Annotated in this window: 20 protein-coding genes; 10 read left to right on the forward strand and 10 right to left on the reverse strand. The window is 70.7% G+C overall.

The window, feature by feature from the left end:
• A complete protein-coding gene (locus ACH442_RS17855; RefSeq protein WP_396339122.1) occupies positions 1–636 on the reverse strand; it encodes an MBL fold metallo-hydrolase in 636 nt (211 codons plus the stop codon).
• Between the two features lie 108 nt (positions 637–744).
• Between ACH442_RS17855 and ACH442_RS17860 the strand changes: the two genes are divergently transcribed.
• Complete coding sequence (locus ACH442_RS17860; RefSeq protein ID WP_396339123.1) at positions 745–1668, forward strand: DUF4349 domain-containing protein; 924 nt, start codon at positions 745–747, stop codon at positions 1666–1668.
• A 363-nt stretch (positions 1669–2031) separates the two neighbouring features.
• On the opposite strand, the gene ACH442_RS17865 is transcribed toward ACH442_RS17860, so the two are convergent.
• The gene (locus tag ACH442_RS17865; protein ID WP_396339124.1) at positions 2032–3288 is read right to left on the reverse strand and encodes an amidohydrolase; all 1257 of its coding nucleotides are present in this window, start codon (positions 3286–3288) and stop codon (positions 2032–2034) included.
• 227 nt (positions 3289–3515) lie between these two features.
• Positions 3516–5081 (reverse strand): methylmalonyl-CoA mutase, encoded by a 1566-nt coding sequence (locus tag ACH442_RS17870; protein WP_396339125.1) that lies wholly within the window; start codon positions 5079–5081, stop codon positions 3516–3518.
• Positions 5082–5254: 173 nt separating this feature from the next.
• Between ACH442_RS17870 and ACH442_RS17875 the strand changes: the two genes are divergently transcribed.
• On the forward strand, positions 5255–7129 hold the full coding sequence (locus ACH442_RS17875) for a protein kinase (protein ID WP_396339126.1): 1875 nt from the start codon (positions 5255–5257) through the stop codon (positions 7127–7129).
• A 50-nt stretch (positions 7130–7179) separates the two neighbouring features.
• Complete coding sequence (locus tag ACH442_RS17880) at positions 7180–8829, forward strand: phospho-sugar mutase (protein ID WP_396339127.1); 1650 nt, start codon at positions 7180–7182, stop codon at positions 8827–8829.
• A gap of 17 nt (positions 8830–8846) precedes the next feature.
• Here ACH442_RS17880 and ACH442_RS17885 read toward each other — a convergent pair whose 3' ends face one another.
• Positions 8847–9530: a GPP34 family phosphoprotein gene (locus ACH442_RS17885; protein WP_396339128.1), complete on the reverse strand. Its 684-nt coding sequence runs from the start codon at positions 9528–9530 to the stop codon at positions 8847–8849.
• Between the two features lie 158 nt (positions 9531–9688).
• On the opposite strand from ACH442_RS17885, the gene ACH442_RS17890 reads away from it, so the two are divergent.
• Positions 9689–10213, forward strand: a complete 525-nt coding sequence (locus tag ACH442_RS17890; RefSeq protein ID WP_396339129.1) for an acyltransferase — start codon at positions 9689–9691, stop codon at positions 10211–10213.
• Between the two features lie 130 nt (positions 10214–10343).
• On the opposite strand, the gene ACH442_RS17895 is transcribed toward ACH442_RS17890, so the two are convergent.
• Positions 10344–11627, reverse strand: a complete 1284-nt coding sequence (locus ACH442_RS17895) for a nucleotide sugar dehydrogenase (protein WP_396339130.1) — start codon at positions 11625–11627, stop codon at positions 10344–10346.
• A 248-nt stretch (positions 11628–11875) separates the two neighbouring features.
• Between ACH442_RS17895 and wecB the strand changes: the two genes are divergently transcribed.
• Entirely contained in the window at positions 11876–12964 is a 1089-nt protein-coding gene (gene wecB / locus ACH442_RS17900) for a non-hydrolyzing UDP-N-acetylglucosamine 2-epimerase (RefSeq protein ID WP_396339131.1), read from the forward strand.
• A 66-nt stretch (positions 12965–13030) separates the two neighbouring features.
• Here the strand turns inward: wecB and ACH442_RS17905 are convergent, their stop codons facing one another.
• Both ACH442_RS17905 and ACH442_RS17910 read right to left on the reverse strand, forming a co-directional pair.
• A complete protein-coding gene (locus ACH442_RS17905) occupies positions 13031–13618 on the reverse strand; it encodes a hypothetical protein (protein WP_396339132.1) in 588 nt (195 codons plus the stop codon).
• On the reverse strand, positions 13611–14990 hold the full coding sequence (locus tag ACH442_RS17910) for a glycosyltransferase (protein WP_396339133.1): 1380 nt from the start codon (positions 14988–14990) through the stop codon (positions 13611–13613). Before ACH442_RS17910 ends, ACH442_RS17905 begins: the two co-directional genes overlap by 8 nt.
• Before the next feature lie 416 nt (positions 14991–15406).
• On the opposite strand from ACH442_RS17910, the gene ACH442_RS17915 reads away from it, so the two are divergent.
• Genes ACH442_RS17915 through ACH442_RS17925 form a run of 3 tightly spaced genes read left to right on the forward strand, consistent with a single transcriptional unit; the run spans position 15407 to position 18725 of the window.
• Complete coding sequence (locus ACH442_RS17915) at positions 15407–17020, forward strand: glycosyltransferase family 4 protein (RefSeq protein ID WP_396339134.1); 1614 nt, start codon at positions 15407–15409, stop codon at positions 17018–17020.
• Entirely contained in the window at positions 17017–18213 is a 1197-nt protein-coding gene (locus tag ACH442_RS17920; protein WP_396339135.1) for a glycosyltransferase, read from the forward strand. The genes ACH442_RS17915 and ACH442_RS17920 overlap by 4 nt, the downstream gene beginning before the upstream one ends.
• Positions 18210–18725: a hypothetical protein gene (locus ACH442_RS17925; protein WP_396339136.1), complete on the forward strand. Its 516-nt coding sequence runs from the start codon at positions 18210–18212 to the stop codon at positions 18723–18725. Before ACH442_RS17920 ends, ACH442_RS17925 begins: the two co-directional genes overlap by 4 nt.
• 198 nt (positions 18726–18923) lie before the next feature.
• On the opposite strand, the gene ACH442_RS17930 is transcribed toward ACH442_RS17925, so the two are convergent.
• Entirely contained in the window at positions 18924–19916 is a 993-nt protein-coding gene (locus tag ACH442_RS17930; RefSeq protein ID WP_396339137.1) for a Gfo/Idh/MocA family protein, read from the reverse strand.
• Positions 19913–21016: a DegT/DnrJ/EryC1/StrS family aminotransferase gene (locus ACH442_RS17935; protein WP_396339138.1), complete on the reverse strand. Its 1104-nt coding sequence runs from the start codon at positions 21014–21016 to the stop codon at positions 19913–19915. The genes ACH442_RS17930 and ACH442_RS17935 overlap by 4 nt, the downstream gene beginning before the upstream one ends.
• Before the next feature lie 204 nt (positions 21017–21220).
• Here ACH442_RS17935 and ACH442_RS17940 point away from each other — a divergent pair, with 204 nt between their 5' ends.
• On the forward strand, positions 21221–21709 hold the full coding sequence (locus tag ACH442_RS17940) for an NUDIX hydrolase (RefSeq protein WP_396339139.1): 489 nt from the start codon (positions 21221–21223) through the stop codon (positions 21707–21709).
• Between the two features lie 247 nt (positions 21710–21956).
• Here ACH442_RS17940 and upp read toward each other — a convergent pair whose 3' ends face one another.
• Positions 21957–22589, reverse strand: coding sequence for a uracil phosphoribosyltransferase (gene upp, locus ACH442_RS17945; protein WP_396339140.1), 633 nt, complete (start codon positions 22587–22589; stop codon positions 21957–21959).
• Between the two features lie 60 nt (positions 22590–22649).
• Here upp and deoC point away from each other — a divergent pair, with 60 nt between their 5' ends.
• The gene (gene deoC, locus ACH442_RS17950; protein WP_396339141.1) at positions 22650–23579 is read left to right on the forward strand and encodes a deoxyribose-phosphate aldolase; all 930 of its coding nucleotides are present in this window, start codon (positions 22650–22652) and stop codon (positions 23577–23579) included.
• Positions 23580–23620 lie beyond the last annotated feature (41 nt).

A 23620-nucleotide genomic window follows, 5' to 3' on the forward strand; every position in this document is an offset into this window, starting at 1 on the left:
TCAGTCGAGCGTGGTGCCGGGAGCCACGTGCTGATACCGGGTCTGGGAGAAGTTCTCCAGATGCCCGTCGGAGATCTTCGCCCCCCGCTCGTTGAGCAGCGCGTCGTGGATGGCGATGGCCCGAGCCGGTTTGACCGCCCGGGCGAACTCGATCGCTTCGGAGATCTTCAGCCACGGCGCGTTGAGCGGGACGCAGAGGGTGTCGACGGTCGCGCCGTCGGGGACGACGAACGAGTCACCGGGGTGGTAGAGGTTCGCGGTCCCATCGGTGATCAGGTATCCCAGGTTGGCGATCCGCGGGACGTATTCGTGGATGATCGCGTGCTTGCCGCCGTACGCCGAAAGGGTGAAGCCCGCGGCCTCGAACTGCTCGCCGGGCGCCACCGGCCTGGTCGCCTCGGCGACGTCGCCGAGTTTCTCCAGGACCTCCGCGTGCGCGAAGACCCGCAGCCCGGGCCGGCGTTCGACGGCCGCGGTGAGCGCCGCCACATCGAGGTGGTCGAAGTGCTCGTGGGTGATGACCACGGCATCCGCACCGTCCAAGGCCGACTTCTCGGAGAATTCGCCCGGATCGACGACGAGCACTCCCGCCCCCTCGATCCGTAGACAGGCATGAGTGAACTTCGTGACACGCACGGTGCTCCTCCGTCGCTGAATCGTGACCGGTCATCTCGCAGTCTGCCGGAACCGGGAACAGGCCGCCGAACGTCCCAGCGGTCAGTCGTACCGACGATCGGAGTTGTGATGCGTGAACGGGGATATGTATGGCTCGGCGCCGTGCTCCTCAGCGGTGCCCTTCTGGCCGGATGCGCCGCTGACGGCGCGTCCGACAACAGCACGTCCGGCGCCGCCGGCAAGGCCGCCGCTCCCGCCGCCCGGGAGGCCCAGCAGGACGCCGGGGCGGGTGCCGCCACCCAGGGCAAGGACACCGCGGCCGAAGCACCCGACCTGCGGGTGGACCAGCGGTCGATCGTCTACACCGGGAGCATCACGGTGCAGGTGAAGGACGTCAACGCGGCCGCCGCCCAGGCCACCGGGATCGCCGGTGGCAGCGGTGGCTTCATCGGCGGCGACGATCGGCAGAGCGGCGGGGACAGCACCGGCACGGCCACGCTGAAACTGCGGATCCCGGCCGACAAGTTCGCCTCCGCGCTGGAACAGATCGCCAAGCTCGGCACCGAGAAGAACCGGGCGATCAACACCGAGGACGTGACCGAGCAGGTCGTCGACCTGGACGCGCGGATCGCGGTGCAGCAGGCCCGGGTCGACAGCGGGCGCAAACTGCTCGGCCAGGCCACGTCACTGAACGACCTGGTCATGCTGGAGAAAGAGGTGGCGACCCGGGAGTCCGACCTGGCGTCGCTGCAGGCCAAGAAGCGGCGGCTGGCCGACCTGACCGCGCTCAGCACGGTGACCGTGGTGCTGCTCGGCCCGGACGGGGTCGCGCCCGTCGACACGTCCGACCCGAGCGGCTTCCTCGGCGGTCTGTCCAGTGGATGGCATGCCCTGGCCGACTCGCTCGCGATCCTGCTGACCGTCCTCGGCGCACTGCTGCCGTGGATCGTCGCGCTGGGGCTGCCGGCGTGGGGGGTCCTCTACCTGCGCCGCCGTTACGTCCGTGACCGCGCCGGCCCGCGGCTGCCCACCCCCACCACCGAAACCCCGTGACAGTCCCGCCGGCCCTGCGCTCGCCAAGCACCCGCGCAGCACCACCGGAGCCCGGCCGAAAGCAGGCGGCCGGGTCTCAGCGGTGCCTCGACGGGCTCGAAGCACCCCGGGGAACCAGCCGGGAGAGTGGGCGCGCCGCCACCCGGACCGGCATCGGCGTCGCGGACTGCCGGCGGCGGGGCCAGGCGGGCTGCTCGACCGCGTGGACGGGTTTGCTGCTCTGACCGTGCCCACCCACGGACGTCGCCCTTCCGGGCCGAGCGTTCTGGGCGCCCCGCGCCCTGCTCGGCCCGGAAGGGTCCCCGCGGGAGCGACGGTCTGTACCCCAGCGGAGACGGGCAATGAAGATCTTGAAGTTGATCTTCAGAAGGCTCCGGTGGACAGGGCGGCGAGCGCGGTGTGGGTCATGACGCGGATGCCGTGGCCGATGCAGCTCTCGTCGACGTCGAAGTCGCCCTGGTGCAGGTCGTGGCGGACGTCGGAGCCGGGGACCGCGGTGCCGAGGCGGATCATCGAGCCGGGGACGTGTTCGAGGTAGAACGAGAAGTCCTCGCCGCCCATGCTGATCTCGGCCTCGACGACGCGGTCGGCGCCGAGGGCCGCGCCCGCCGCGCCGGCGATGATCGCGGTGGCCATCCGATCGTTGATCACCGGGGGGACGCCGCGCTTGTAGTCGACCTCGACCTCGGCGCCGGTCGCGGCGACCACGTCGCGGATCAGCTTGGTGACCATCTCGGGGGCCTCGCGCCAGGCGTCCCGGTTGAGGACGCGGACGGTGCCGCTGAGCTCGCCGGAGCCGGGGATCGCGTTGAAGGCCTGACCGGCGTGGACCGAACCCCAGACCAGCGAGACGCCGGCCCGCGGGTCGACGCGGCGGTCGAGCAGGGCCGGCACGTCGACGATGACACGGCCGAGCGCGTGCACCAGGTCCGCGGTCAGGTGCGGGCGGGCGGTGTGCCCGCCCGGGCCGGAGAGTGTGACCCGGACCGTGTCGGCGGCCGCGGTGAACGGGCCGGAGCGGACCCCGACCAGGCCGGACGGCAGCTGCGGGTAGCAGTGCAGCGCGTAGATCGCGGCGACGTCCTTGAGGCCGCCGGCGGCGATCACCTCGGGCGCGCCGGACGGGATCGCCTCCTCGCCGGGCTGGAACAGCAGCCGCACCCGGCCGGGCAGCTCGCCGCGCTCGTTCAGCTGGGCCAGGGCCAGGCCGAGGCCGAGCAGGATCGTGGTGTGCACGTCGTGGCCGCAGGCGTGGGTGGTCTTCTCGACGGTGCTGCGGTACGGCACGTCCTTGAGGTCGTGCAGCGGCAGCGCGTCCAGGTCGGCGCGGAACGCGATCACCCGGTCGCCCTCGCCGATGTCGCAGATCACGCCGTTGCCGCGGGGCATCAGGCGCGGCGAGAGACCGGCCACGGTCAGTTCACGGACGATCAGCGCGGCCGTCTCGAACTCGGAGTGTGACCGCTCCGGGTGCGCGTGAATGTGGCGACGGATCGCTACCAGCTCGGCTCCCCGGGCAGCGAGCCAGCGGTCGAGCTGGCCGGGAAGAGGGTCGGCACCGGGCAGAGGCTCCGGCCATGCCGTTGCAGCGCCGTCGGGCGCCGTCAGAGCAGTAGTCACGTCGGATTCCAGATCACTCTCGAATTTCGTCGGATTTTGCGACGCGCGACAGCTTAATCCGATTCCGGTCACGCTGTGTAACGGTCGGGTAAACATGGCCGGCCCCGATGGTGCGGCGCTGCGGACCGGTTCGCGGGGCCCGCGGGAGGTCGTCCCGGGCCGCCGCCTCCATCAACGGGTACTGAATCGCGGAGGTGACGCGACACACCACCAGTACGTCAGCCGGATCAGAACCGCTCAACCGGCCGGTAGACGCCCCACACCCCGCGCAGGGTATGGCAGACCTCACCCACCGTCGCACGCAGACGCAACGCCTCTTTCATCAACGGTAGGACGTTGGCCGTCCCCGCGGCGGCCTTCGCCATATCCGCCAGCGCGGCCTGCACAGCCGGGTTGTCCCGCTCCTCCCGCAGTCCCGCCAGTCGGGATGCCTGGGCCGCCTCGATCGCCGGGTCGACGCGCAGCGGCTCGTACTTCTCCTCGGTCTCGGTGGTGAACCGGTTGACGCCGACCACCACCCGCTCGCCGTTGTCGATCTCGTTGGCGATCCGGTACGCCGACTGCTCGATCTCCGACTTCTGGAAGCCCTGTTCGATCGCGTCGACGGCCGACCCGTACTCGAAGACGCGCTCGATCAGCGTGGTCGCCTCGCGCTCCACCTCGTCGGTGAGGGCCTCCACCGCGTACGACCCGGCGAACGGGTCGACGGTGCCGGTGAGGCCGCTCTCGTACGCCAGGACCTGCTGGGTCCGCAGCGCGAGCCGCGCCGACTTCTCGGTCGGCAGGGCGATCGCCTCGTCGTACGAGTTGGTGTGCAGCGACTGCGTCCCACCGGCGATCGCGCCGAGCGCCTGGATCGCGACCCGGACCAGGTTGACCTCGGGCTGCTGGGCGGTGAGCTGCACCCCGGCGGTCTGCGTGTGGAAGCGCAGCATCAGCGACTTCGGGTCCTCGGCACCGAAGTCGTCGCGCATGATCCGGGCCCACATGCGGCGGGCCGCGCGGAACTTGGCGATCTCCTCCAGGAGCGTGGTCCGGGCGACGAAGAAGAAGCTCAGCCGCGGGGCGAAGTCGTCGACGGCCAGGCCGGCGGCGATCGCGGCGCGCACGTACTCGATGCCGTTGGCCAGGGTGAACGCGATCTCCTGCGCGGGCGTGGCCCCGGCCTCGGCCATGTGGTAGCCGGAGATCGAGATGGTGTTCCACTTCGGGATCTCGGCCCGGCAGTACGCGAACGTGTCGGCGACCAGGCGCAGCGACGGCTTCGGCGGGAAGATGTACGTCCCCCGCGCGATGTACTCCTTCAGGATGTCGTTCTGGATCGTGCCCTGCAGGGCCGACCCGGGCACTCCCTGCTCCTCGGCGACGAGCTGGTAGAGCAGCAGCAGCACCGAACCGGGCGCGTTGATCGTCATGGAGGTGGAGACCTGGTCGAGCGGAATACCGGCGAAGAGCTGCCGCATGTCGTCGATCGAGTCGATGGCCACGCCGACCTTGCCGACCTCGCCGTGCGCGATCGCGTCGTCGGAGTCGTACCCCATCTGGGTGGGCAGGTCGAACGCCACCGACAGGCCCATCGTCCCGGCCTTCAGCAGCTGGTGGTAGCGGGCGTTGGACTCGGTCGCGGTGCCGAACCCGGCGTACTGCCGCATGGTCCAGGGACGCTTGGTGTACATCGTCGGGTAGACCCCACGGGTGTAGGGAAATTCACCCGGCTGGTCGCTCCCGGCGCTCGGCGGCACGTCCGCCGGGCCATAGACCGGCTTGATGGGGAAACCCGACTCTGCGTTCACGAGGTGATCCTAAGGCTCGTGCAGGTCCAGGGCGCGTCCACCGTCGGCCACACTGCCGCTACCCTGGGTCGTTTCCCGGTGAACAGTCAGGTCGTGACTTTCGTTGCGGCAGGCGACCGGGCAAGATAGCTGCGTTGGCCCGGCCCCCCTAGACCCCCTCGGTGGCATCCTCAGTGACTCAGATTCCGACGTGGAGCAGCGGTGACGCCGCTTCCCTAGGTGGACGCGCTGCCCCCGGCACACTGATCGGCGGGCGGTACACGCTGCGCGCCGCGGTGGGTCACGGCGGCATGGGCACGGTCTGGCGCGCGGCGGACACGCTGCTGCGCCGTGACGTGGCGATCAAGGAGGTCATCCTCCCGCCCGGCCTGGCCCCGAGCGACCGCGACGCGATGTACGAGCGGACCATGCGCGAGGCCCGGGCCGCCGCCGCGCTGCAGCACCCCGCGGTCGTCCAGGTCTACGACGTCGTCCACGAGAACGGCCGTCCCTGGATCGTGATGGAGCTGCTGGACGCGCGCAGCCTCGCCGACATGGTGATCGAGGACGGGCCGGTCAACCCGCGCGTGGTCGCGAAGATCGGCATCGCCCTGCTCGGCGCGCTCGAGGTCGCGCACGCGCACGGCGTGCTGCACCGCGACGTGAAGCCGGCCAACGTGCTGATCTGCAACGACGGCCGCTGCGTGCTGACCGACTTCGGCGTCGCGCGGATGCCCACCGACGTCCAGCTGACCACGCCGGGCATGGTGCTCGGCTCACCGCACTTCATCTCCCCCGAGCGTGCGATGGGGCAGGATTTCGGGCCGCCCAGCGACCTGTTCTCGCTCGGCGTCACGCTCTACACGGCGATCGAGGGGCGTCCGCCGTTCGACAAGGGTGACCCGATCGAGACCATGCACGCCGTGGTCGAGGACCCGCCGGCCCCGGTGCAGCGGGCCGGTTCGCTCACCCCGGTGCTGATGGGCCTGCTGGAGAAGAACCCGGCGCAGCGGATGGACGTGCAGACCGCCCGCACCATGCTGCGGCAGCAGCTGGCCGGGGTGCTGGCCAGCAAGAACCCGCCGCACATGATGACCGATCCGTACTCGGTGGTGCCCGGGCCGCGGCCGGTCTCGCCGCCGCCCGCGGCCGAGACGCAGGCGATCCCGCCGTCCGGTCAGATCGGCGGCCGGGCCATGCTCTCGCCCGGTGAGTCGCTCACCGACCACTTGAGCAAGCTGGAGCAGCAGAACGCGAGCGGCGGGCGCCGCCGGGCCCCGGAGCCCGCTCCGGCGTACCCGACGGCCGCGACCAGCGTCATCCCGCCGCAGACCACGTGGCAGCCGCAGGGCGCCCGGCCGGGCACGGTGGTGACCAGCCCGGCCGCCAAGCGCCGGTTGGCGCTGCAGAACGCGACGGAGGCGGTCAAGGCGAAGACCGGCCGCGCCGTCGAGACGTTCCAGGGCTGGCCGCGGAACAAGCAGCTGGCGGTCGGCGGTGGCGGCGTGGCCGCGCTGCTGGCGATCATCCTGATCTTCTCGCTGACCGGTGGCGGCAACGATCAGCCGCAGGCGCAGACCCCGACCGGTGGTCAGGCCAGCGCGGCCGCGCCCGCGAGCGACGTGCAGACGCAGGCCTACAAGGGCAACAAGGCCATCTCGGTGAAGGTTCCGGCCGGCTGGACGCGGACGGTGGGCGGCACCACCTACGTGGACTACGTCGACCCGGCCGACAAGCTGCGCAAGGTGCGGGTGCTGGCCGAGCCGGGCAAGGCCACGCCGGAGAAGTTCGTCACCAGCATCGCCCCGGCCGGGCTGAAGAAGTCGTCGAACTGCCCGGCGCCGTTCAAGTCGGTCGGCACCAACACCGAGGTGCAGGTCGCCGGGCGGGCTGCCGCCGAGCTGGAGTACACGTGCGGCACCGGTGACGCGATGCGCCACGGCATCTGGCGGATGACGCAGGTCGACGGGACGATGTACTCGTTCTTCCTGACCGCTCCGGACGCCGAGTTCGCCGACAGCAAGAAGTATTTCGACGCGATGGCGGAGAGCTTCCAGCTGAACCTTTAGTCGACCGGATTGCGAAGCAGGGCCTCGGGGCTCTGTGCTATCAATCCGTAATGGCACCAGAAGTTGATATTGACCTGAGGGCGACGGCCGAGGCCTGGCTCGCGGACGATCCGGATCCGGCGAGTCGGGCTGAGTTGCGTGAACTGATCGACGCTCTGCCGGCCACCGCCGCGGAGCTGCGCGACCGGTTCGCCGGGCCCCTCACCTTCGGCACGGCCGGGCTGCGCGGGCGGCTCCGGGCCGGGCCGAACGGGATGAACCTGGCGGTGGTCACCCGCGCCGCGGCCGGCCTGGTGAACTGGCTGGCCGCCCAGGGCGGGCAGGGGCCGCTGGTGATCGGGTTCGACGCCCGGCACGGCTCGCGCGAGTTCGCCGAGCAGACCGCCCGGGTGGCGACCGGCGCCGGCCGCGAGGCGCTGCTGATGCCGGGCGTGCTGCCCACCCCGGTGCTCGCCTACGCGGTGCGCGCCCTGGACGCGGTGGCCGGCGTGATGGTCACCGCCAGCCACAACCCGCCCCAGGACAACGGCTACAAGGTCTATCTCGGGGCGGCGCTGGGTGGTCCGGCCGGCACGGGCGCGCAGATCGTGCCGCCGGCCGACGCGGGCATCGAGCACGCCATCCGCGCCGTCGCGAGCCTCGACGCGGTCCGGCTGGGCGACGCGGGCACGGTCCTCGACCAAGAGACGATCGACGGGTACGTGCGGAGCGCCGCCGCCGTCCTCACCACGAACGGCCCTCGCGATCTGGCCGTGGCGTACACCCCGTTGCACGGCGTGGGTGGCGAAACCCTGGTCAAGGCGTTCGCGGCCGCCGGTTTCGACGCACCGGCGGTCGTCGCCGACCAGGCCGAGCCGGACCCGGAGTTCCCCACGGTCGCGTTCCCGAACCCGGAGGAGCCGGGCGCGATGGACCACCTGGTCGCGCTGGCCGAGACCACCGCGGCCGACCTGGCGATCGCCAACGACCCGGACGCCGACCGGTGCGCGGTCGCGATCCCTTCGGCCGCCGGCTGGCGTCCGTTGCGCGGGGACGAGCTCGGGGTGCTGCTCGCCGACCATCTGATCCGGCGGGGCGTGACCGGGACGTACGCGACCACGATCGTCTCGTCGTCACTGCTGGGGCGGCTGTGCGCGGCGCGCGGCGTCCCGTACGCGGAGACCCTGACCGGCTTCAAGTGGATCGTCCGCGCCGCCGAGGAGCTGGCGTTCGGCTACGAGGAGGCGCTCGGTTACTGCGTCGCCCCGGCCATGGTCCGTGACAAGGACGGCATCACCGCCGCGCTGACCGTCGCCGAGCTGGCCGCCGGCCTGAAGGCGGAGGGCCGCACGCTCGGTGACCGCCTGGACGAGCTGGCCGTCGAGTTCGGCGTGCACGCCACCGATCAGCTCTCGGTGCGGGTCGAGGACCTGTCCGAGATCGGCGCGGCGATGACCCGGGCGCGCAACGCCCCGCCGGCCACGTTGCTCGGCACGCCGGTGAGCGAGGTGCTCGACCGGCTGCCGGAGAACGACGTGCTGACGTTCCGCACTCCGACCGCCCGGGTCGTCATCCGCCCGTCGGGGACCGAACCGAAACTCAAGGCGTACCTCGAGGTGGTGGAACCCGTCGGCGACGGTGACGTGACAGCGGCCCGCAGCCGCGCCTCCGCCAGGCTGACCGCCCTGCGTGCGGAGATCGCGGCTGTTCTCGGCGTCTGAGGGGTCTCTGGGCGTCCCTAAGCGACCTTGGGGGCGCCCAGCGCGGCCGAGATGGCCTTGCCCAGCGTCAGGACCACCAGCGCGACGCTGGGGCGGACGATCGAGTCCTCCAGGTTGCCGCCACCGGCGAAACCGGCGCCCGCGGAGATCGCCTCGAGCCGCTTGTGGGCGTGCTCGGCCTCCTCCGGCGGGAGCTTCAGGGCCGGCTCCATGCGGGCCGCGCAGAGCAGGGTGGCCAGCGCCGCGGTGCGCTCGTCGGGCACCGCGTCGGTGGTCAGCGCCGCGGTCAACCGGCCACGGATCTCGGCCTCGAACGCCGGGTCGGTCGTCGGGTACCGGTGCACGTGGATGTAGTCGAGCTGGGTCTCGTCCACGTCCTTCACCACGCCCCGGGCGCACAGGTCCTCCAGGACCCGGATGCGCAGGCGGTGCCGCAGGCGCTGCAGCCACTGAGCCGGGGTGTGCGGCGGGTCGCCGGCCACCTTGGTCAGCACCGCGTCAGCGATCGTGTCACCGATCGGCGTCGCATCCTTGACCTGCAGGTAACCGTCGACGTAGGCGACCCGGCCCGCCAGCGCGAGATCGATCAGCACAGCCGCGGCCATGCCGAGATCGAGCCCGATCCGGGAGCCGGTCGCTTTGCCCGTCTGATCGTCGTACGCGAGAAGTAGGAGTTCCTCGGCGAGCGGAATGGAGGTCATGGAGAAAACATAACGGCTGCGCGCCCGACAGTCAGTCGCCGGTCGTGGGCCTTCTGGGTGCGGCCACGGTGCGAAAAACCCTGGGTGATCGCATGGTCATCCCTGGTGACAGCCCCACCTGTTTCCTGTCGGAAATCCGCAGGCGGGAGACTGACGACATGAACTCCAACCCAACTGAGCCGTTCATCCACCCGTCGGCGGACGTGGAGGACGGCGCCCGGATCGGGGCCGGCAGCAAGATCTGGCACATCGCCCACGTGCGGTCCAGCGCGACCGTCGGCGACGAGTGCGTGATCGGCCGCAACGTCTACCTCGACGCCAACACGGTGGTCGGCAGCCGGGTCAAGATCCAGAACAACGTCTCGGTCTACCAGGGCGTGACGATCGAGGACGATGTTTTCGTCGGCCCGTGCGCCGTCTTCACCAACGACCTGCGGCCCCGCGCGCACAACGCGGACTGGACGATCACGCCGACCCTGGTCAAGCGGGGCGCGTCGATCGGCGCGAACGCGACGCTGATCTGCGGCATCACGGTCGGCGAGGGCGCGATGATCGCGGCCGGCTCGGTGGTGACCAAGGACGTCGAGCCCTACCAACTGGTGCGCGGCAACCCGGCGCGGCCCGCCGGCTGGGTCGACGAGAAGGGCGAGATCGTCAGCCGCGACCCGGCCACGCGTCCCTGAATTGCGCGAAGGCCCCTGGTTTCTCGGCCAGGGGCCTTCATCCGGTACGCCGTGAGCCGCTCTCTCCCGGCTCAGCCGGTCTCTCCCGGCTCAGCCGCGGGCTTCCCGGCTCAGCCGCGGGCTTCCTGGATCAGCCGCCGATGACGACGCGGCGGATCGAGCCCAGCCGCTCGGGGTCGGTCACGCGGCGCCCGTCCACGACGACCTCGACGCCGGGCAGCTCGGCCGGGCTGAGGCTCCGGTACTCCGCGTGGTCGGCCTGCACGATCGCCGAGTCCACGGCCTGGCCCTCCCACGCCGGCAGACCGTGCGCGACCAGTTCCTCGCTGGTGTACATCGGGTCCGACACGTACACGTCGGCGCCGCGCGCCTTCAGCTCGTCGACGGTCGGGAAGACGCCGGAGAACGCGGTCTCCTTGACGCCACCCCGGTACGCCGCGCCGAGCACCAGCACGCTGCGGCCCTTCAGGTCACCGACGGCGGCGGCGAGAAGATCCACCGCGTACGACGGCATGCCGGCGTTCGCCTCGCGGGCGGCCCGGACCACCGTGGCGGTCGGGTCGTTCCACAGGTAGAGCCGCGGGTAGACCGGGATGCAGTGGCCGCCCACCGCGATGCCGGGCCGGTGGATGTGGCTGTACGGCTGGGTGTTGCAGGCGTCGATCACCAGGTTCACGTCGATGCCGAGCGTGTCGGCGTAGCGCGCGAACTGGTTGGCCAGGCCGATGTTGACGTCGCGGTAGGTGGTCTCGGCCAGCTTCGCCAGCTCGGCCGCCTCGGCGTTGCCCAGGTCCCACACGCCGTTGCCCTGCGGCAGGTCGGCGCGCTCGTCGAAGTCGAGCACGGCCTGGTAGAACTCGACGCCGCGCTTGGCCGACGCGTCGTTGATGCCGCCGACCAGCTTCGGGTACTTGCGCAGGTCGGCGAAGACCCGGCCGGTGAGCACCCGCTCGGGGCTGAAGACCAGCAGGAAGTCCTCCCCGGCGACCAGGCCGGAGCCCTCCTCCAGCAGCGGCGCCCAGCGGGTGCGGGTGGTGCCGACCGGCAGCGTGGTCTCGTAGCTGACCAGCGTGCCCGGGCGCAGGCCACGGGCGATGTCCTTGGTCGCCGACTCCATCCAGCCGAAGTCGGGCTTGCCGTCCGCGTCCACGAACAGCGGCACCACCACGACGACCGCCTCCGACTCGGCGACCGCGGCCGCGGTGTCGGTGGTGGCGGTGAGGAGACCGGCGTTGACCGCCTCCTTCAGCTTGACGTCGAGGTCGGCCTCGCCCGGGAACGGGACCTCACCGGCGTTCACCTTGCGCACGGTCGGCTCGGACACGTCCGCACCGATCACGGTGTGTCCCTTGGAGGCGAACTGGACGGCGAGCGGCAGCCCGATCTTGCCCAGGGCCACGACACAGATCTTCATACGGGAGTGTTCCTCCTATGCTGGGGGCCGGCCTTGACGGTGACCGTGTCAAAGAGTAGGCCACATCGCCGCGATGCCTAATCCGTCCCCGACACTTCGGCCACGGCCGGACCCTCCGTGTTGCGCACGGACACGCAAGGTAGACGAATCAGGGCCTGATCAGGTCTGCAGCACCGAGCAGGTGGGGAAGCCGGCCAGCGGCTAGGGTATCGGGCGACCCCCAGAGACAACTCCTGGAGCACACCATCATGAAGGTTCTGAGCGTAGTCGGCGCTCGTCCCCAGCTGGTCAAGTTGGCGCCGATCGCGGCCGCCTTCGCCGGCACCCCGCACGAGCACGTCATCGTGCACACCGGTCAGCACTACGACCACAACCTGTCTGACGTGTTCTTCTCCGGGCTCGGGATTCCGGACCCGGACGTGCACCTGGGCGTCGGCTCGGGCAGCCACGGCGTGCAGACCGGCGCGGTGCTCAGTGCCATGGACCCGGTGCTGGAGCGGGAGAAGCCGGACTGGGTGCTGGTCTACGGCGACACCAACTCCACGCTGGCCGGCGCGGTCTCCGCGGTGAAGCTGCACATCCCGGTGGCGCACCTGGAGGCCGGGCTGCGCTCGTTCAACCGGGCCATGCCCGAGGAACACAACCGGGTGCTCACCGACCACGCGGCCGACCTGCTGCTGGCGCCGACCGAGGAGGCCGTGCGGCACCTGCGCGGCGAGGGCCTGGGCGAGCGCACCCACCTGGTCGGCGACGTGATGGTCGACGTCTGCTTCAAGGTCCGCGACGACGTGCTGGCCGGGCGTGGCCAGGCGCTGGAGCTGCCGGAGGGCATCGACCCGTCCCAGCCGTACCTGGTGGCCACCCTGCACCGGGCCGAGAACACCGACGACCCGGCGCGGCTGGCCGCCCTGGTCGGCGCGCTGGCCGACCTGCCGGTGCCGGTGGCGCTGCTGGCCCACCCGCGCCTGCTGGCCCGGGCCCAGTCGCAGGGCCTGAAGCTGGCGCAGGGCGCGGTGCACCCGGGCCAGCCGTTGCCGTACTCGGCGATGGTGGCCGCGGTGCTCGGCTCGGCCGGCGTCGTCACCGACTCCGGTGGCCTGCAGAAGGAGGCGTACCTGCTCGGCAAGCCGTGCACCACGCTGCGCACCGAGACCGAGTGGGTGGAGACCCTGGCCGACGGCTGGAACCACCTCGTGCCGAACCCGGCCGAGCTGGACGCCGCCGCGTGGCGCGAGCTGGCCACCCGCCCGACGCCGTCGTTCGAGCGCGGCGAGCCCTACGGTGACGGCCGCGCCGCGCAGCGGGTCGTCGAGGTGCTGGCGGCGAACGTCCGCTGACCTGCTGACCGGACAACGAGGGGGCGGCCGGTGGCCGCCCCCTCGTTTCGGTTCCGCCCTACCGGGTCACTTCACCCAGGGTTTGCCGTTCAGCGCGGTGGTCGCCTGGACGCCCGGGTACCGCTTGGCCAGCCGCCAGGCCAGCGGCACGACCGCCGAGTCGGCGGCGATGATCCGGTCCGCACCGGCGATGTCGATGTTCTTCAGCGTCTTCTTCTTGGCCCGCGAGATCAGCAGCAGCGGGCGCGCCCGCTTGTAGACCGGCCAGAAGAGCCGGTGGTGGATGCCCTGCGACACCGCCGCCTGCCCCCGCCGCGCCCGCAGGGCGGCCCGGTCCAGCACCCGCAGGCGCTCGCCCTCCCGGGTCATCTCCCGGGTCTTGGTGAAGACCTTCGTCGGCACGTCGAAGAGCACCCGGCGCTCGACCCAGCGCAGCGGGTGACCGTACATCTCGCTGGACTCGAACACGTGGTGGACGTTGACCAGCTCGTCGTCCAGTTCCACGTCCTCGACCGTCCGGCGCTCGGTCACCAGCAGGTCGACCTGCACGCCGGCACTGGTCAGGTCGGAGATGAAGGTCTGCAGCCGGTCGCTGAGCTTGTAGGTCAGCGTCAGCAGCACGACGCGGGGCCGGCGCTCGGTCGGCTCAGCCATGGTCCACCTCCACAGCGGGCAGCGGCCGGCGCACCATGGCCCGGATCGCGTCCTCCAACGGTTCGAGCAGGTTGTCCCGCTGGAAGCGGACCGCGTACGCCCGGGCCTCGGCCTGCTGCTGCGGCGTGAGCGAGCGAGCCGCGCGGCCCGCCTCGACCATCGCCTTGGCGACCAGGCCCGGCTCCAGGCTGTCGGCCGTGAACCAGAGCGGGTAACCCTCCAGCACCTCACGGGCGGCGATCTCGGGGGCGTGCACCGAGACGATCGGCTTGCCGGTCGCCATGTACTCGAAGATCTTGCCAGAGGTCACGTACTTACCACCGGCGGCCAGGAAGACCAGGACGTCGTTGTGCTCGTAGACCCCGGCGACCTCGGTCTTGGAGACCGGGCCGCGCAGGCGCAGGCCGTGGTCCAGCTCCGGGTCGGGATCGCCGTTGAGGTCCAGGCCCAGCAGCGGCAGGAAGCCGGCGTGGCTGCTCTTGAAGAAGCCCAGGTGGCCGTGGATGTTGAGCTCGGCGCCGGTCAGCTCCGGGTACTCCCGGGCCTGGTTGAACGCCTCGGCCAGCTCGACGACCGGCTGGTTCTTGGTGATCGTGCCGAGGTAGCCGAAGCGCAGCGGGCAGTCCTCGCTCGACGCGCCGGTGGCCGGGCCGACGTCGAGCAGGTCCGGGTCCCAGCCGTTCGGGACGACCATCATCCGGTCGGCCGCCTTCGGGTAGCGGTCGGCGTGCCAGGCCCGCAGCGCGTTGTTCACGAACACGGTGTGGCTGGAGTCGCCGATGATCCGCTGCTCCCAGCCCCAGGCCGGGTGCTTGGCCGGGAACGCCGGCTTGTCACTGAACAGGTCCAGCGTCCAGGAGTCGCGGTAATCCGCCACGTACGGCACGCCGGTGGCCTTGTTGATCTCCCACGCCGCGGCGAACGCGGCGAACGGGTTACCGGTGGCGAGCACGGCGTCGAACGGCTCGCGGCGGTGCGCCTCGAGTGCGGTGGTGACGCAGTTGCGCGCCCAGGAGACGTACTGCTCGGGGAAGTACCGCTCCTCGCGCCACCGGTGCAGCCTCATCGCGGCGCCCGGGATGGTGCCCTGCAGCCAGCTCATGCTGTGCAGGTCGCCTTCCCACCGGGTGAGGTCCTGCTCGGGACGCTCCACGTGGATCCGCGGGTCGACGGTCTCGGAGAGCTTCTCGTCGACCGAGCCGATCACGTCATAGAGGAAGCGGAGCGGTGCTGCCAAGACCGTCACGTCCCAGCCGGCCGCGGCGAAGTGGTTGGCGGTCGCGCGAGCCCGGTATACGCCACTGGCCCGCGACGGCGGGAAGTAGAAGGCGATATAGAGCAGCCGCGGTGCCTTCGGTCTGCTGAAGGTCATACCCTTCCTTTACGATCCGTAGGCTGGGGGGAGTCAGCCGGCGTGGGGAACTGGTCGCTCAGCTCCGGGTGACCGGGAGCCAGGCCGGGTCAGTCACCACGAAAGCATCGTAGGACCCTAGCCTCTGGGGGGCTGTGATCGAGGCTCCCTTCCGCCGGTTCGGGCAGCTCTTCCGGTACGGGGGGACCAGAGCGCCGGAACACCTGTGACCGAGACCACAACACAAGTCGATCCCGACCATCGGACGCGACGTAACCGTAACGACCATCCGTTAGGGTTCTACGGGCGCCCCCGGGCAGGTAAACCGGCTGTTTTCTCCGCCTCGGCGCACATGCCCTGCCCCGCCGTCCCGGGCTGCCTCGCGCGGTAGCATTCGCGCCAGTCGCGCCGGACCGTGTTCACCAGGAGGATCACCTATGCCCGCCGATCACCCCCCGATCAAGCGTGGCCGCGTTGTCATGCTCGTCGACAATGACGTGCGGGGCGATTCCCGGGTGCAGAAGGAAGCGCGGTCGATGGCCGCGGCCGGCTGGGAGGTCATCCTGCTCGGCGAGCGCCGCGACTCCCCGCTCGAGACCTGGAAGATCGGCGACGCCGAGGTCCGCCTCGTGCCGATGGACGACAAGCTCTCCGTGCAGCCGACCGCGTGGCGCCGCAGCTGGCGCCGCCCGTTGTCGTACGCGCCGGGCAAGGAGATGCCGTACCGGCTCGAGATGATCAAAGTCCGCCAGGCCGAGCTCACCACCCGGTTCGCGGCGCTGAACGCCAAGCGCCGCAACGGCGGCTCGGCGGCCGCGCACGCCCTGGGCAAGGCCGCGCTGCTCCCCACCCGGGCCACCCACAAGGTCCTGAGCCTGTGGACCCGCGGCCGGGCCCGCGAGACGATGAAGCTGCGCGCCTCCCGGCGCGACACCAACGCGCTGTTCACCAAGTTCCCCCCGTGGTTCTGGAAGACGACCATGGGCAACCGGGCCTGGCGCAAGCTCGACCCGTCGCTGTGGCAGTGGGAGCTGGCGTTCCGCAACGTCATCGACAAGCTCGAGCCGGACATCATTCACGCCAACGACTTCCGGATGCTCGGCGTCGGCGCGCGGGCCAAGCTCCGGGCCCAGGCCAAGGGCCGCAAGACCAAGCTGGTCTGGGACGCCCATGAGTACGCGCCGGGCCTGGTCCCCAAGTTCCACCGCCTCTGGCTGCCCGCGATCACCTTGCACGAGGCCGAGTTCGCGCCGTATGCGGACGCCGTGGTGACCGTCTCCCCGTCGCTGGCCGACCTCCTCAAGGAGGAGCACAAGCTGGCCACCCGGCCCGGCGTCGTGATGAACGCGCCGGTGCAGGCCCCCGCCGCGGACGAGAGCGCGGCCGGCGTGCCCGACCTGCGGGCCGACTGCGGCATCGGGCCGGACGTGCCGCTGCTGGCCTACGTCGGCGGCATCACCCCGGTGCGCGGCGTCGACATCATCATCGACGCGCTGCCGCACCTGCCGGAGGTGCACCTGGCGATGGTCTCGGTGCACCCGAACGGCAAGAACCCGGCAGTCGAGCAGATCATGGCGAAGGCCGAGTCGCTGGGCGTGGCCGACCGGGTGCACGCGCTGCCGTACGTGCCGCACTGGCAGGTCTCCGAGTACCTGAGCCCGGCCGACGCGGCGGTCAGCCCCCTGCACCACCTGCCGAACCACGAGATCGCACTGAGCAACAAGTTCTTCGAGTACTCGCACGCACGGCTGCCGCTGATCACCAGCGACATCCGGACGATGGCCGAGATGGTCCGCTCCACCGGTCAGGGCGAGGTCTTCAAGGCGGAGGATCTCGACGACTTCGTCCGCGTCGTGCGCCTGGTGATGGCCGACCCCGACAAGTACCGGGCGGCCTACGACCGGGACAACCTGCTGCAGAGCTGGACCTGGGAGGCCCAGGCGGCCGTGCTCGACGGTGTCTACACCGCGCTGGCGCCGGCCTCCGCCCCGCCCGCGAAGCCGGCACCCGCCGTCACCACGGCGCCGGCCGAGCCGCAGGTCGCCCGATGACGGTGGCGCCGGGCGACCGGCACGTCACCGTCGTCACCCCGTGGTATCCGACGCAGATGTTCCCGTTCCGCGGGGCGTTCGTGCGGACCATGGTGGAGGCGACCGCGTCCGGCTGCGACTCGGTGACCGTCATCCACGGCGACCGGTGGTCGTCCCGGGTCTCCGACGCCGAGGACGCGGCCATCGTCGAGGCGCACCTGAAGCTGCTGCCCCGGTCGAAACGGACCTCGCCGACGTTCGGCGGTGCGACACTCGACTACCTGCCGGTGCCGATGCCCGTCGGCGGCGACTTCGCGTACGTCGCGAAGCGGCACGCGGCCACGCTGAACGCCGCGTTCGCGGGCAAGCCCATCGACGCGGCCGTGGTGCACGTGCACGAGGCCCTGCCGAGCGGCTGGGCCGTCCTGGACAACCTGCGGCCGGAGACCAGGCTGTTCGTCACCGAGCACGCCAGCTTCCTGGAGACACTGCTCGACGAGCCCGAGGCCCGGGAGATGTACGACAAGGTGCTGGACCGCTGCGAGCACCTGTTCGTGGTCGGCGACGGCACCCGCGACGTACTGCTGAAGGCGCTCCCCCGGCACGCCGCCAAGGTGAGCCTGGTGGCCAACCCGATCAACTTCGGCCTGCCCCGGCCGGAACCGGTCACCGAGCTGCGCCGCTGGTTCTACGCCGGCAGCCTGATTCCCCGCAAGGGCGTCACCTGGCTGCTGGAGGCGTTCGCCAAGTGCCACGCCGAGCACCCGGAGCTGACCCTCACCATCGTCGGCGACGGCGAGCTGGGCGACCAGCTGCACGCGCGGGTCGAGGAGCTGGGCCTGCAGAGCCAGGTCACCTTCCTCGGCTCGGTCGACCCCGAGATCGCCCTGCAGCTGATGCGCGAGCACGACCTGCTGGTGCACGCCAGCCGGTGGGAGAGCTTCGGCGTGACGATCGTCGAGGCCGTCGCCGCCGGGATGCCGGTGCTGGTCACCCGCTGCGGCGGCCCGGAGGAGACCCTGGCCGGCATCGAGGAGGCGGCCGGCGAGCTGGTCGCCGTCGAGGAGGACGACACCGCCCTGGTCGAGGGCTACCGGCGCCTGCGCGCCCGCTTCCCGGACGGGCTCGACCTGGGCCAGGCCCAGCGGGTCCTCGACGAGCGCTACGGCTACCCCGCCGTGGCCAAGATGCATCACAAGGCGTGGTTCGAGTGAATGTTCTGTTCCTGGCCCTGGGTGCCGGCCGGCGGCGGGCGGTGGTGGAGGAATCCGCCCGGGTCGTCGCGAACGGTGGCACCGCCACCGTCGTGATCGCGATGGCCAAGCAGTGGAAGAACGAGACGTTCGCCCCGGGTGTGACGGTGCTCGACTCCTCGCTGCTGCACCAAGACGAGCTGCTCTGGCGGATCGAGCGGCTGATGGTCTACCGCGGCCCCGAGTTCGTCCTGCGGCGCACCTTCGGCAAGCGGGGGAACTCGGCGGTCCGGGCGTACCGGAACAAGGTCGCCGACCGCTTCCACAAGCGCGCGTTCCTGCCGGTCCACAAGCGCCTGCGCAAGGACGTGAGCAGCAAGTTGCTCGCCGGTCACATCACGCGCGCCCCCAAGGCGTACGAGTGGATCGTCGTCACCGACACCCGGTCCATGCCGGAGGCGGTGGACGTGCTGAACGAGCTCGGCCCGAACAACCGCATCGGGCTGGCCTGGAGCGCCGAGCACCTCGCCTGACCGTTACGGACGAGCTCGGCCCGAACAACCGCATCGGGCCGGCCCGAAGCGCCGAGCACCTCGCCTGACCGTTACGGACGAGCTCGGCCCGAACAACCGCATCGGGCCGGCCCGAAGCGCCGAGCACCTCGCCTGACCGTTGCGGACGACGAAAAATCCCCCAGGACCGGGTCCTGGGGGATTTTTTCGCTGCCGTCGTCAGGCGACGTTCTCCGTGGTGTCGTCGCGCGCCGAACGCAGCACCGCGGCGGCCACCTCGACCGTGCGCATGCCCTGCTGCAGCGTGACGATGTCGCTCTGCTTGCCCTCGACGGCGTCGCGGAAGCGCTCGTGCTCGACGAGCAGCGGCTCACGCTTCGGAATCGCGTACCGCACCATGTCGCCCTCGGACACGCCGCGGAACGCGCGCAGCGCCTCCCACTCGGTGCCGGCCTGGCCGTTGGCGTAGAAGGTGAGGTCGGCGGTGAGCGTGTCGGCGATGAAGCTGCCCCGCTCGCCGGTGATCACCGTGGACCGCTCCTTGAACGGGCTCAGCCAGTTCACCAGGTGGTTCGCCATCAGGCCGCCCTCGAGACTGGCGACCGCGGAGACCATGTCCTCGTGCGGGCGCCCGCTGCGGGACGCGGTGCGGGCCGAGACCGTCTGGTATTGCCGGCCGGTGACCCACGCGGTCAGATCGATGTCGTGGGTCGCCAGGTCCATGACCACGCCGACGTCGGCGATGCGGCCGGGGAACGGGCCCTGGCGGCGGGTGACGATCTGGTAGATCTCGCCCAGCTCGCCGGCCTCCAGGCGGGTCCGCAGGCTCTGCAGCGCCGGGTTGTACCGCTCGATGTGGCCGACCGCGCCGACCAGGCCCTTGGCCGCGAACGCCTCGACCAGACGACGGGACGCCTCGAGCGAGGGGGCCAGCGGCTTCTCGATCAGGGCGTGCACGCCGGCGTCGGCCAGGCGCAGGCCCAGCTCCTCGTGCAGGCCGGTGGGCGAGGCCACGACCACGTAGTCGACGCCGAGCTTCAGCAGCGCCTCCAGGTCGGGGACGACCTGGACACCGTGCGGGGCGACCGCGTTAGGCGACGGGTCGGCCGCACCGACCAGGTCGACCCCGTCCAGCAGGTTGAGCACGCGGGCGTGGTTGCGCCCCATCGCGCCCAGGCCGATCAGACCAGCGCGCAAGGTCGACTCGGTCATGCGCCGGCCACCTCGTTGACCGTGGCGACGATGTGCTGCAGGTCCTCGTCGGTCAGGCTCGGGAAGACCGGGAGCGACAGCACCTCGGCGGCCGCCTTGTCGGTCTCCGGCAGCTTCCACGGGCCGACGGTCAGGTCCTCGTTCAGGTACGGCCGGAGGCGGTGGATCGGGATCGGGTAGTAGACGCCACTGCCGACGCCCCGTTCGGCGAGCGCGGCCCGGAACGCGTCCCGGTCACCGTTCACCCGGATCGTGTACTGGTGGTAGACGTGCGTGGCACCCTCGTCGACCGGCGGGACGGTCACACCGGTGAGGTTCGCGTCGAGGTAGGCGGCGTTCGAGCGGCGCTTCTCGGTCCAGCCGCGCAGCTTGCCCAGCTGCACCCGGCCGACCGCGGCGGCCACGTCGGTGAGCCGCATGTTCGCGCCGACGATCTCGTTCTGGTACTGCTTCTCCATGCCCTGGTTGCGCAGCAGGCGAAGCTTGCGCGCGAACTCGGCGTCACCGGTGGTGATCATGCCGCCCTCGAGCGAGTGCATGTTCTTCGTCGGGTAGAAGCTGAAGCAACCGGCGATGCCGAACGCGCCGACCGGCGTGCCGTCCACAGCCGCGGCGTGCGCCTGCGCGGCGTCCTCCACCACGGCGAGGCCGTGCGCCTGTGCAAGGGCCATGATCTGGTTCATCTTGGCCGGGTGCCCGTAGAGGTGGACCGGCATGATCGCGACGGTGCGCGGCGTGATCGCGGCGGCGGCGGCATCCGGGTCGATGCAGAACGAGCCCGGCTCGATGTCGACGAAGACCGGCGTGGCGCCGGCCAGGCGGACCGCGTTGGCCGAGGCGGCGAACGAGAACGACGGGACGAGGACCTCGTCGCCCGGCTTCAGGTCCAGCGCCAGCAACGACAGCTGCAGAGCCGACGTGCCGGAGTTGACCGCGACGCAGTGGCGCCCCTCGACCAGGGTGGAGAACTCCTGCTCGAAAGCGGCCACCTCGGGGCCCTGAACCACCATGCCGGTGCGGAGAACCCGGACGGCGGCCTCGATCTCTTCCTCGCCGATCACGGGACGGGCCGGTGGAATGGTTGCACGGGAGCCCGTCATGGGCCTTCCTCCTGCACAGAGAGTGACAACTCGACGACTTGCTCGTTGATCCGCGGCGTACGGCCGGGCACCCTGCGACAGTGCGGCGATCGACCCGCCATATCCAACGTTCAGCGCAGGCCACAGTACAGCATGGTGGGATGGGTGTCCGATTACTCTCGGCACCGGCCGATCACGACGCGCCCGACAACGGGGAGATGACACATGAATGCGATCCTGGCTACGCTCGGTTATGTCATCTCACCGGACGGGTCACGGGTCCTGATGATCCGGCGTGACACCCGGCCGGATGACCTCCACTTCGGCTACTTCAACGGCCTCGGCGGCAAACTGGACCGCGGCGAGGACGTGATGGCCGGGATGCGGCGGGAGATCGCCGAGGAGTCCGGCCTGGAATGCCACCGGCTCGACCTGGCCGGGACGATCTCGTGGCCCGGCTTCGGCCGCAACGGGGAGAACTGGTTCGGATTCGTCTTCCGGATCCCGGAGTGGTCCGGGACGCCGTTCGACACCAACGACGAGGGCTCGCTGCACTGGGTCGAACGGACGGAACTGCTGGCCGGCCGGCTGCCCATGTGGGAATCCGACCGGCACTTCCTGCCGTTGGTCTTCGCCGAGAAGCCCGAGGTCTTCCACGGAGTCATGCCATTCGCCGCCGGCAAAGCCACGAGCTGGAACTTCTCCACCCATTAGCCCCCTTCCGACGTACGCCGGAAGGGCTTAAAAGCCTTAACCTCAACCCCAGCGCATTTCGCCCGTCGATGACGAGAGCGCCGAAAACGACGAGCGAAGCGTGGTCGTTTTCGGCGCTCTCGTCATCGACCGCCAAGGGCGAAATGCCGCCGAGCCGAAGGCGAGGCCATCAGGCACAGCCATCAGGCCCAACCGTCCGGCCCAACCGTCCGGCCCAACCGTCCGGCCCAACCGTCCGGCCCAACCGTCAAAATCTGCGCATGCCGCCGAACTGACGGTCGCCCGCGTCGCCGAGTCCCGGCACGATGTAGGCCTTCTCGTTGAGCCCTTCGTCGATCGAGGCCGTGATCAGGCGCAGCGGCAGGCCTGATTTCTCCAGGCGCTCGACGCCCTCGGGCGCGGCCAGCACGCAGCAGACGATGATGTCGGTGCAGCCGCGGTCGGCCAGCAGCTTGCAGCAGTGGATCAGCGAGCCGCCGGTGGCCAGCATCGGGTCCAGGACCAGCACCGGCTGCCCGGCGAGGTCGGCCGGGAGCGACTCCATGTATGCCCGGGGCTCGTGCGTCTCCTCGTCGCGGGCCAGGCCGACGAAGCCCATCGACGACTCGGGCAGCAGCGCCAGCGCGGCGTCGGCCATGCCCAGGCCGGCCCGGAGCACCGGCACGATCAGCGGCGGGTTGGCCAGCCGGGTGCCTTCGGTCGGCGCGACCGGGGTCTCGATCGGGAACTTCTCCACCGCGAAGAGGCGGGCCGCCTCGTAGACCACCATCGTGGTGAGCTCGTGCAGGGAGGCGCGGAAGACGCCGGACTCGGTCTCGGTCCGGCGCATCGCGGTGAGCCGCGTCTGGGCCAGCGGGTGATCAACTACAAGGACGTCCACGCCGATCAACCTACCGTTCACTCAAGATCAACACATACCAGCCTGCTTAGAATCGTTCTCATGACTGCGACAGCGCCCTTCGGGCTGTCCGATCTCCGCTCCTACCTGCACGGCCTCCCCGGGGTCGACAAGGTGGGGGTCGAGGCGAGGGCGGCCGCGCTCGGCACCCGATCGGTGAAGACGAGCAGCAAGGCCAAAGCCATCGACCTGGCGATCCGGATGGTCGACCTGACCACGCTCGAGGGCGCCGACACGCCCGGCAAGGTGCGCGCCCTGTGCGCCAAGGGCCGGCGACCGGACCCGTCCGACCCCAGCGCCCCCTCGGTCGCCGCGATCTGCGTCTACCCCGCGATGGTCCCGGTCGCCGCGGCCGCGCTGGCCGGTTCCGGGGTGCACCTGGCCAGCGTCGCCACCGCGTTCCCGTCCGGTCAGGCGCCGCTGGAGGTGAAGCTGGCCGACACCCGGGCGGCGGTCGCGGCCGGCGCCGACGAGGTGGACATGGTGATCAGCCGGGGCGCGTTCCTGGCCGGCGACTACACCAAGGTGTTCGACGAGATCATCGCGGTCAAGGAGGCGTGCGGCAGCGCGCACCTCAAGGTGATCCTGGAGACCGGCGAGCTCGCGACGTACGACAACGTGCGCCGCGCCTCCTGGCTGGCGATGCTGGCCGGCGCCGACTTCATCAAGACCTCCACCGGCAAGGTCGCGGTCAACGCCACGCTGCCGATCACGCTGGTCATGCTGGAGGCCGTCCGCGACTTCCGGGTGAAGTTCGGCCGGCAGATCGGCGTGAAACCGGCCGGCGGCATCAAGAACACCAAGGACGCCATCAAGTACCTGGTGCTGATCAACGAGACCGTCGGCGACGACTGGCTCGACCCGGCCTGGTTCCGGTTCGGCGCGTCCTCGCTGCTCAACGACCTGCTGATGCAGCGCACCAAGCTCACCACCGGTCACTACTCCGGTCCTGACTACTTCACCCTGGACTGAGGACCGTGCTCGCCAAGGCGGCTCCGCCACAGGTCAAAAGC

The sequence above is a fragment of the Actinoplanes sp. NPDC020271 genome, from assembly GCF_044388125.1.
GTDB lineage: Bacteria > Actinomycetota > Actinomycetes > Mycobacteriales > Micromonosporaceae > Actinoplanes.

Bases quoted from the DNA above. Each gene is read 5' to 3' on its own strand.
- ACH442_RS17860 (WP_396339123.1), top strand. From the start codon at position 745: ATGCGTGAACGGGGATATGTATGGCTCGGCGCCGTGCTCCTCAGCGGT.
- ACH442_RS17880 (WP_396339127.1), top strand. From the start codon at position 7,180: ATGGCACCAGAAGTTGATATTGACCTGAGGGCGACGGCCGAGGCCTGG.
- ACH442_RS17885 (WP_396339128.1), bottom strand. From the start codon at position 9,530: ATGACCTCCATTCCGCTCGCCGAGGAACTCCTACTTCTCGCGTACGAC.
- ACH442_RS17890 (WP_396339129.1), top strand. From the start codon at position 9,689: ATGAACTCCAACCCAACTGAGCCGTTCATCCACCCGTCGGCGGACGTG.
- ACH442_RS17895 (WP_396339130.1), bottom strand. From the start codon at position 11,627: ATGAAGATCTGTGTCGTGGCCCTGGGCAAGATCGGGCTGCCGCTCGCC.
- wecB (WP_396339131.1), top strand. From the start codon at position 11,876: ATGAAGGTTCTGAGCGTAGTCGGCGCTCGTCCCCAGCTGGTCAAGTTG.
- ACH442_RS17905 (WP_396339132.1), bottom strand. From the start codon at position 13,618: ATGGCTGAGCCGACCGAGCGCCGGCCCCGCGTCGTGCTGCTGACGCTG.
- ACH442_RS17910 (WP_396339133.1), bottom strand. From the start codon at position 14,990: ATGACCTTCAGCAGACCGAAGGCACCGCGGCTGCTCTATATCGCCTTC.
- ACH442_RS17915 (WP_396339134.1), top strand. From the start codon at position 15,407: ATGCCCGCCGATCACCCCCCGATCAAGCGTGGCCGCGTTGTCATGCTC.
- ACH442_RS17920 (WP_396339135.1), top strand. From the start codon at position 17,017: ATGACGGTGGCGCCGGGCGACCGGCACGTCACCGTCGTCACCCCGTGG.
- ACH442_RS17930 (WP_396339137.1), bottom strand. From the start codon at position 19,916: ATGACCGAGTCGACCTTGCGCGCTGGTCTGATCGGCCTGGGCGCGATG.
- ACH442_RS17935 (WP_396339138.1), bottom strand. From the start codon at position 21,016: ATGACGGGCTCCCGTGCAACCATTCCACCGGCCCGTCCCGTGATCGGC.
- ACH442_RS17940 (WP_396339139.1), top strand. From the start codon at position 21,221: ATGAATGCGATCCTGGCTACGCTCGGTTATGTCATCTCACCGGACGGG.
- deoC (WP_396339141.1), top strand. From the start codon at position 22,650: ATGACTGCGACAGCGCCCTTCGGGCTGTCCGATCTCCGCTCCTACCTG.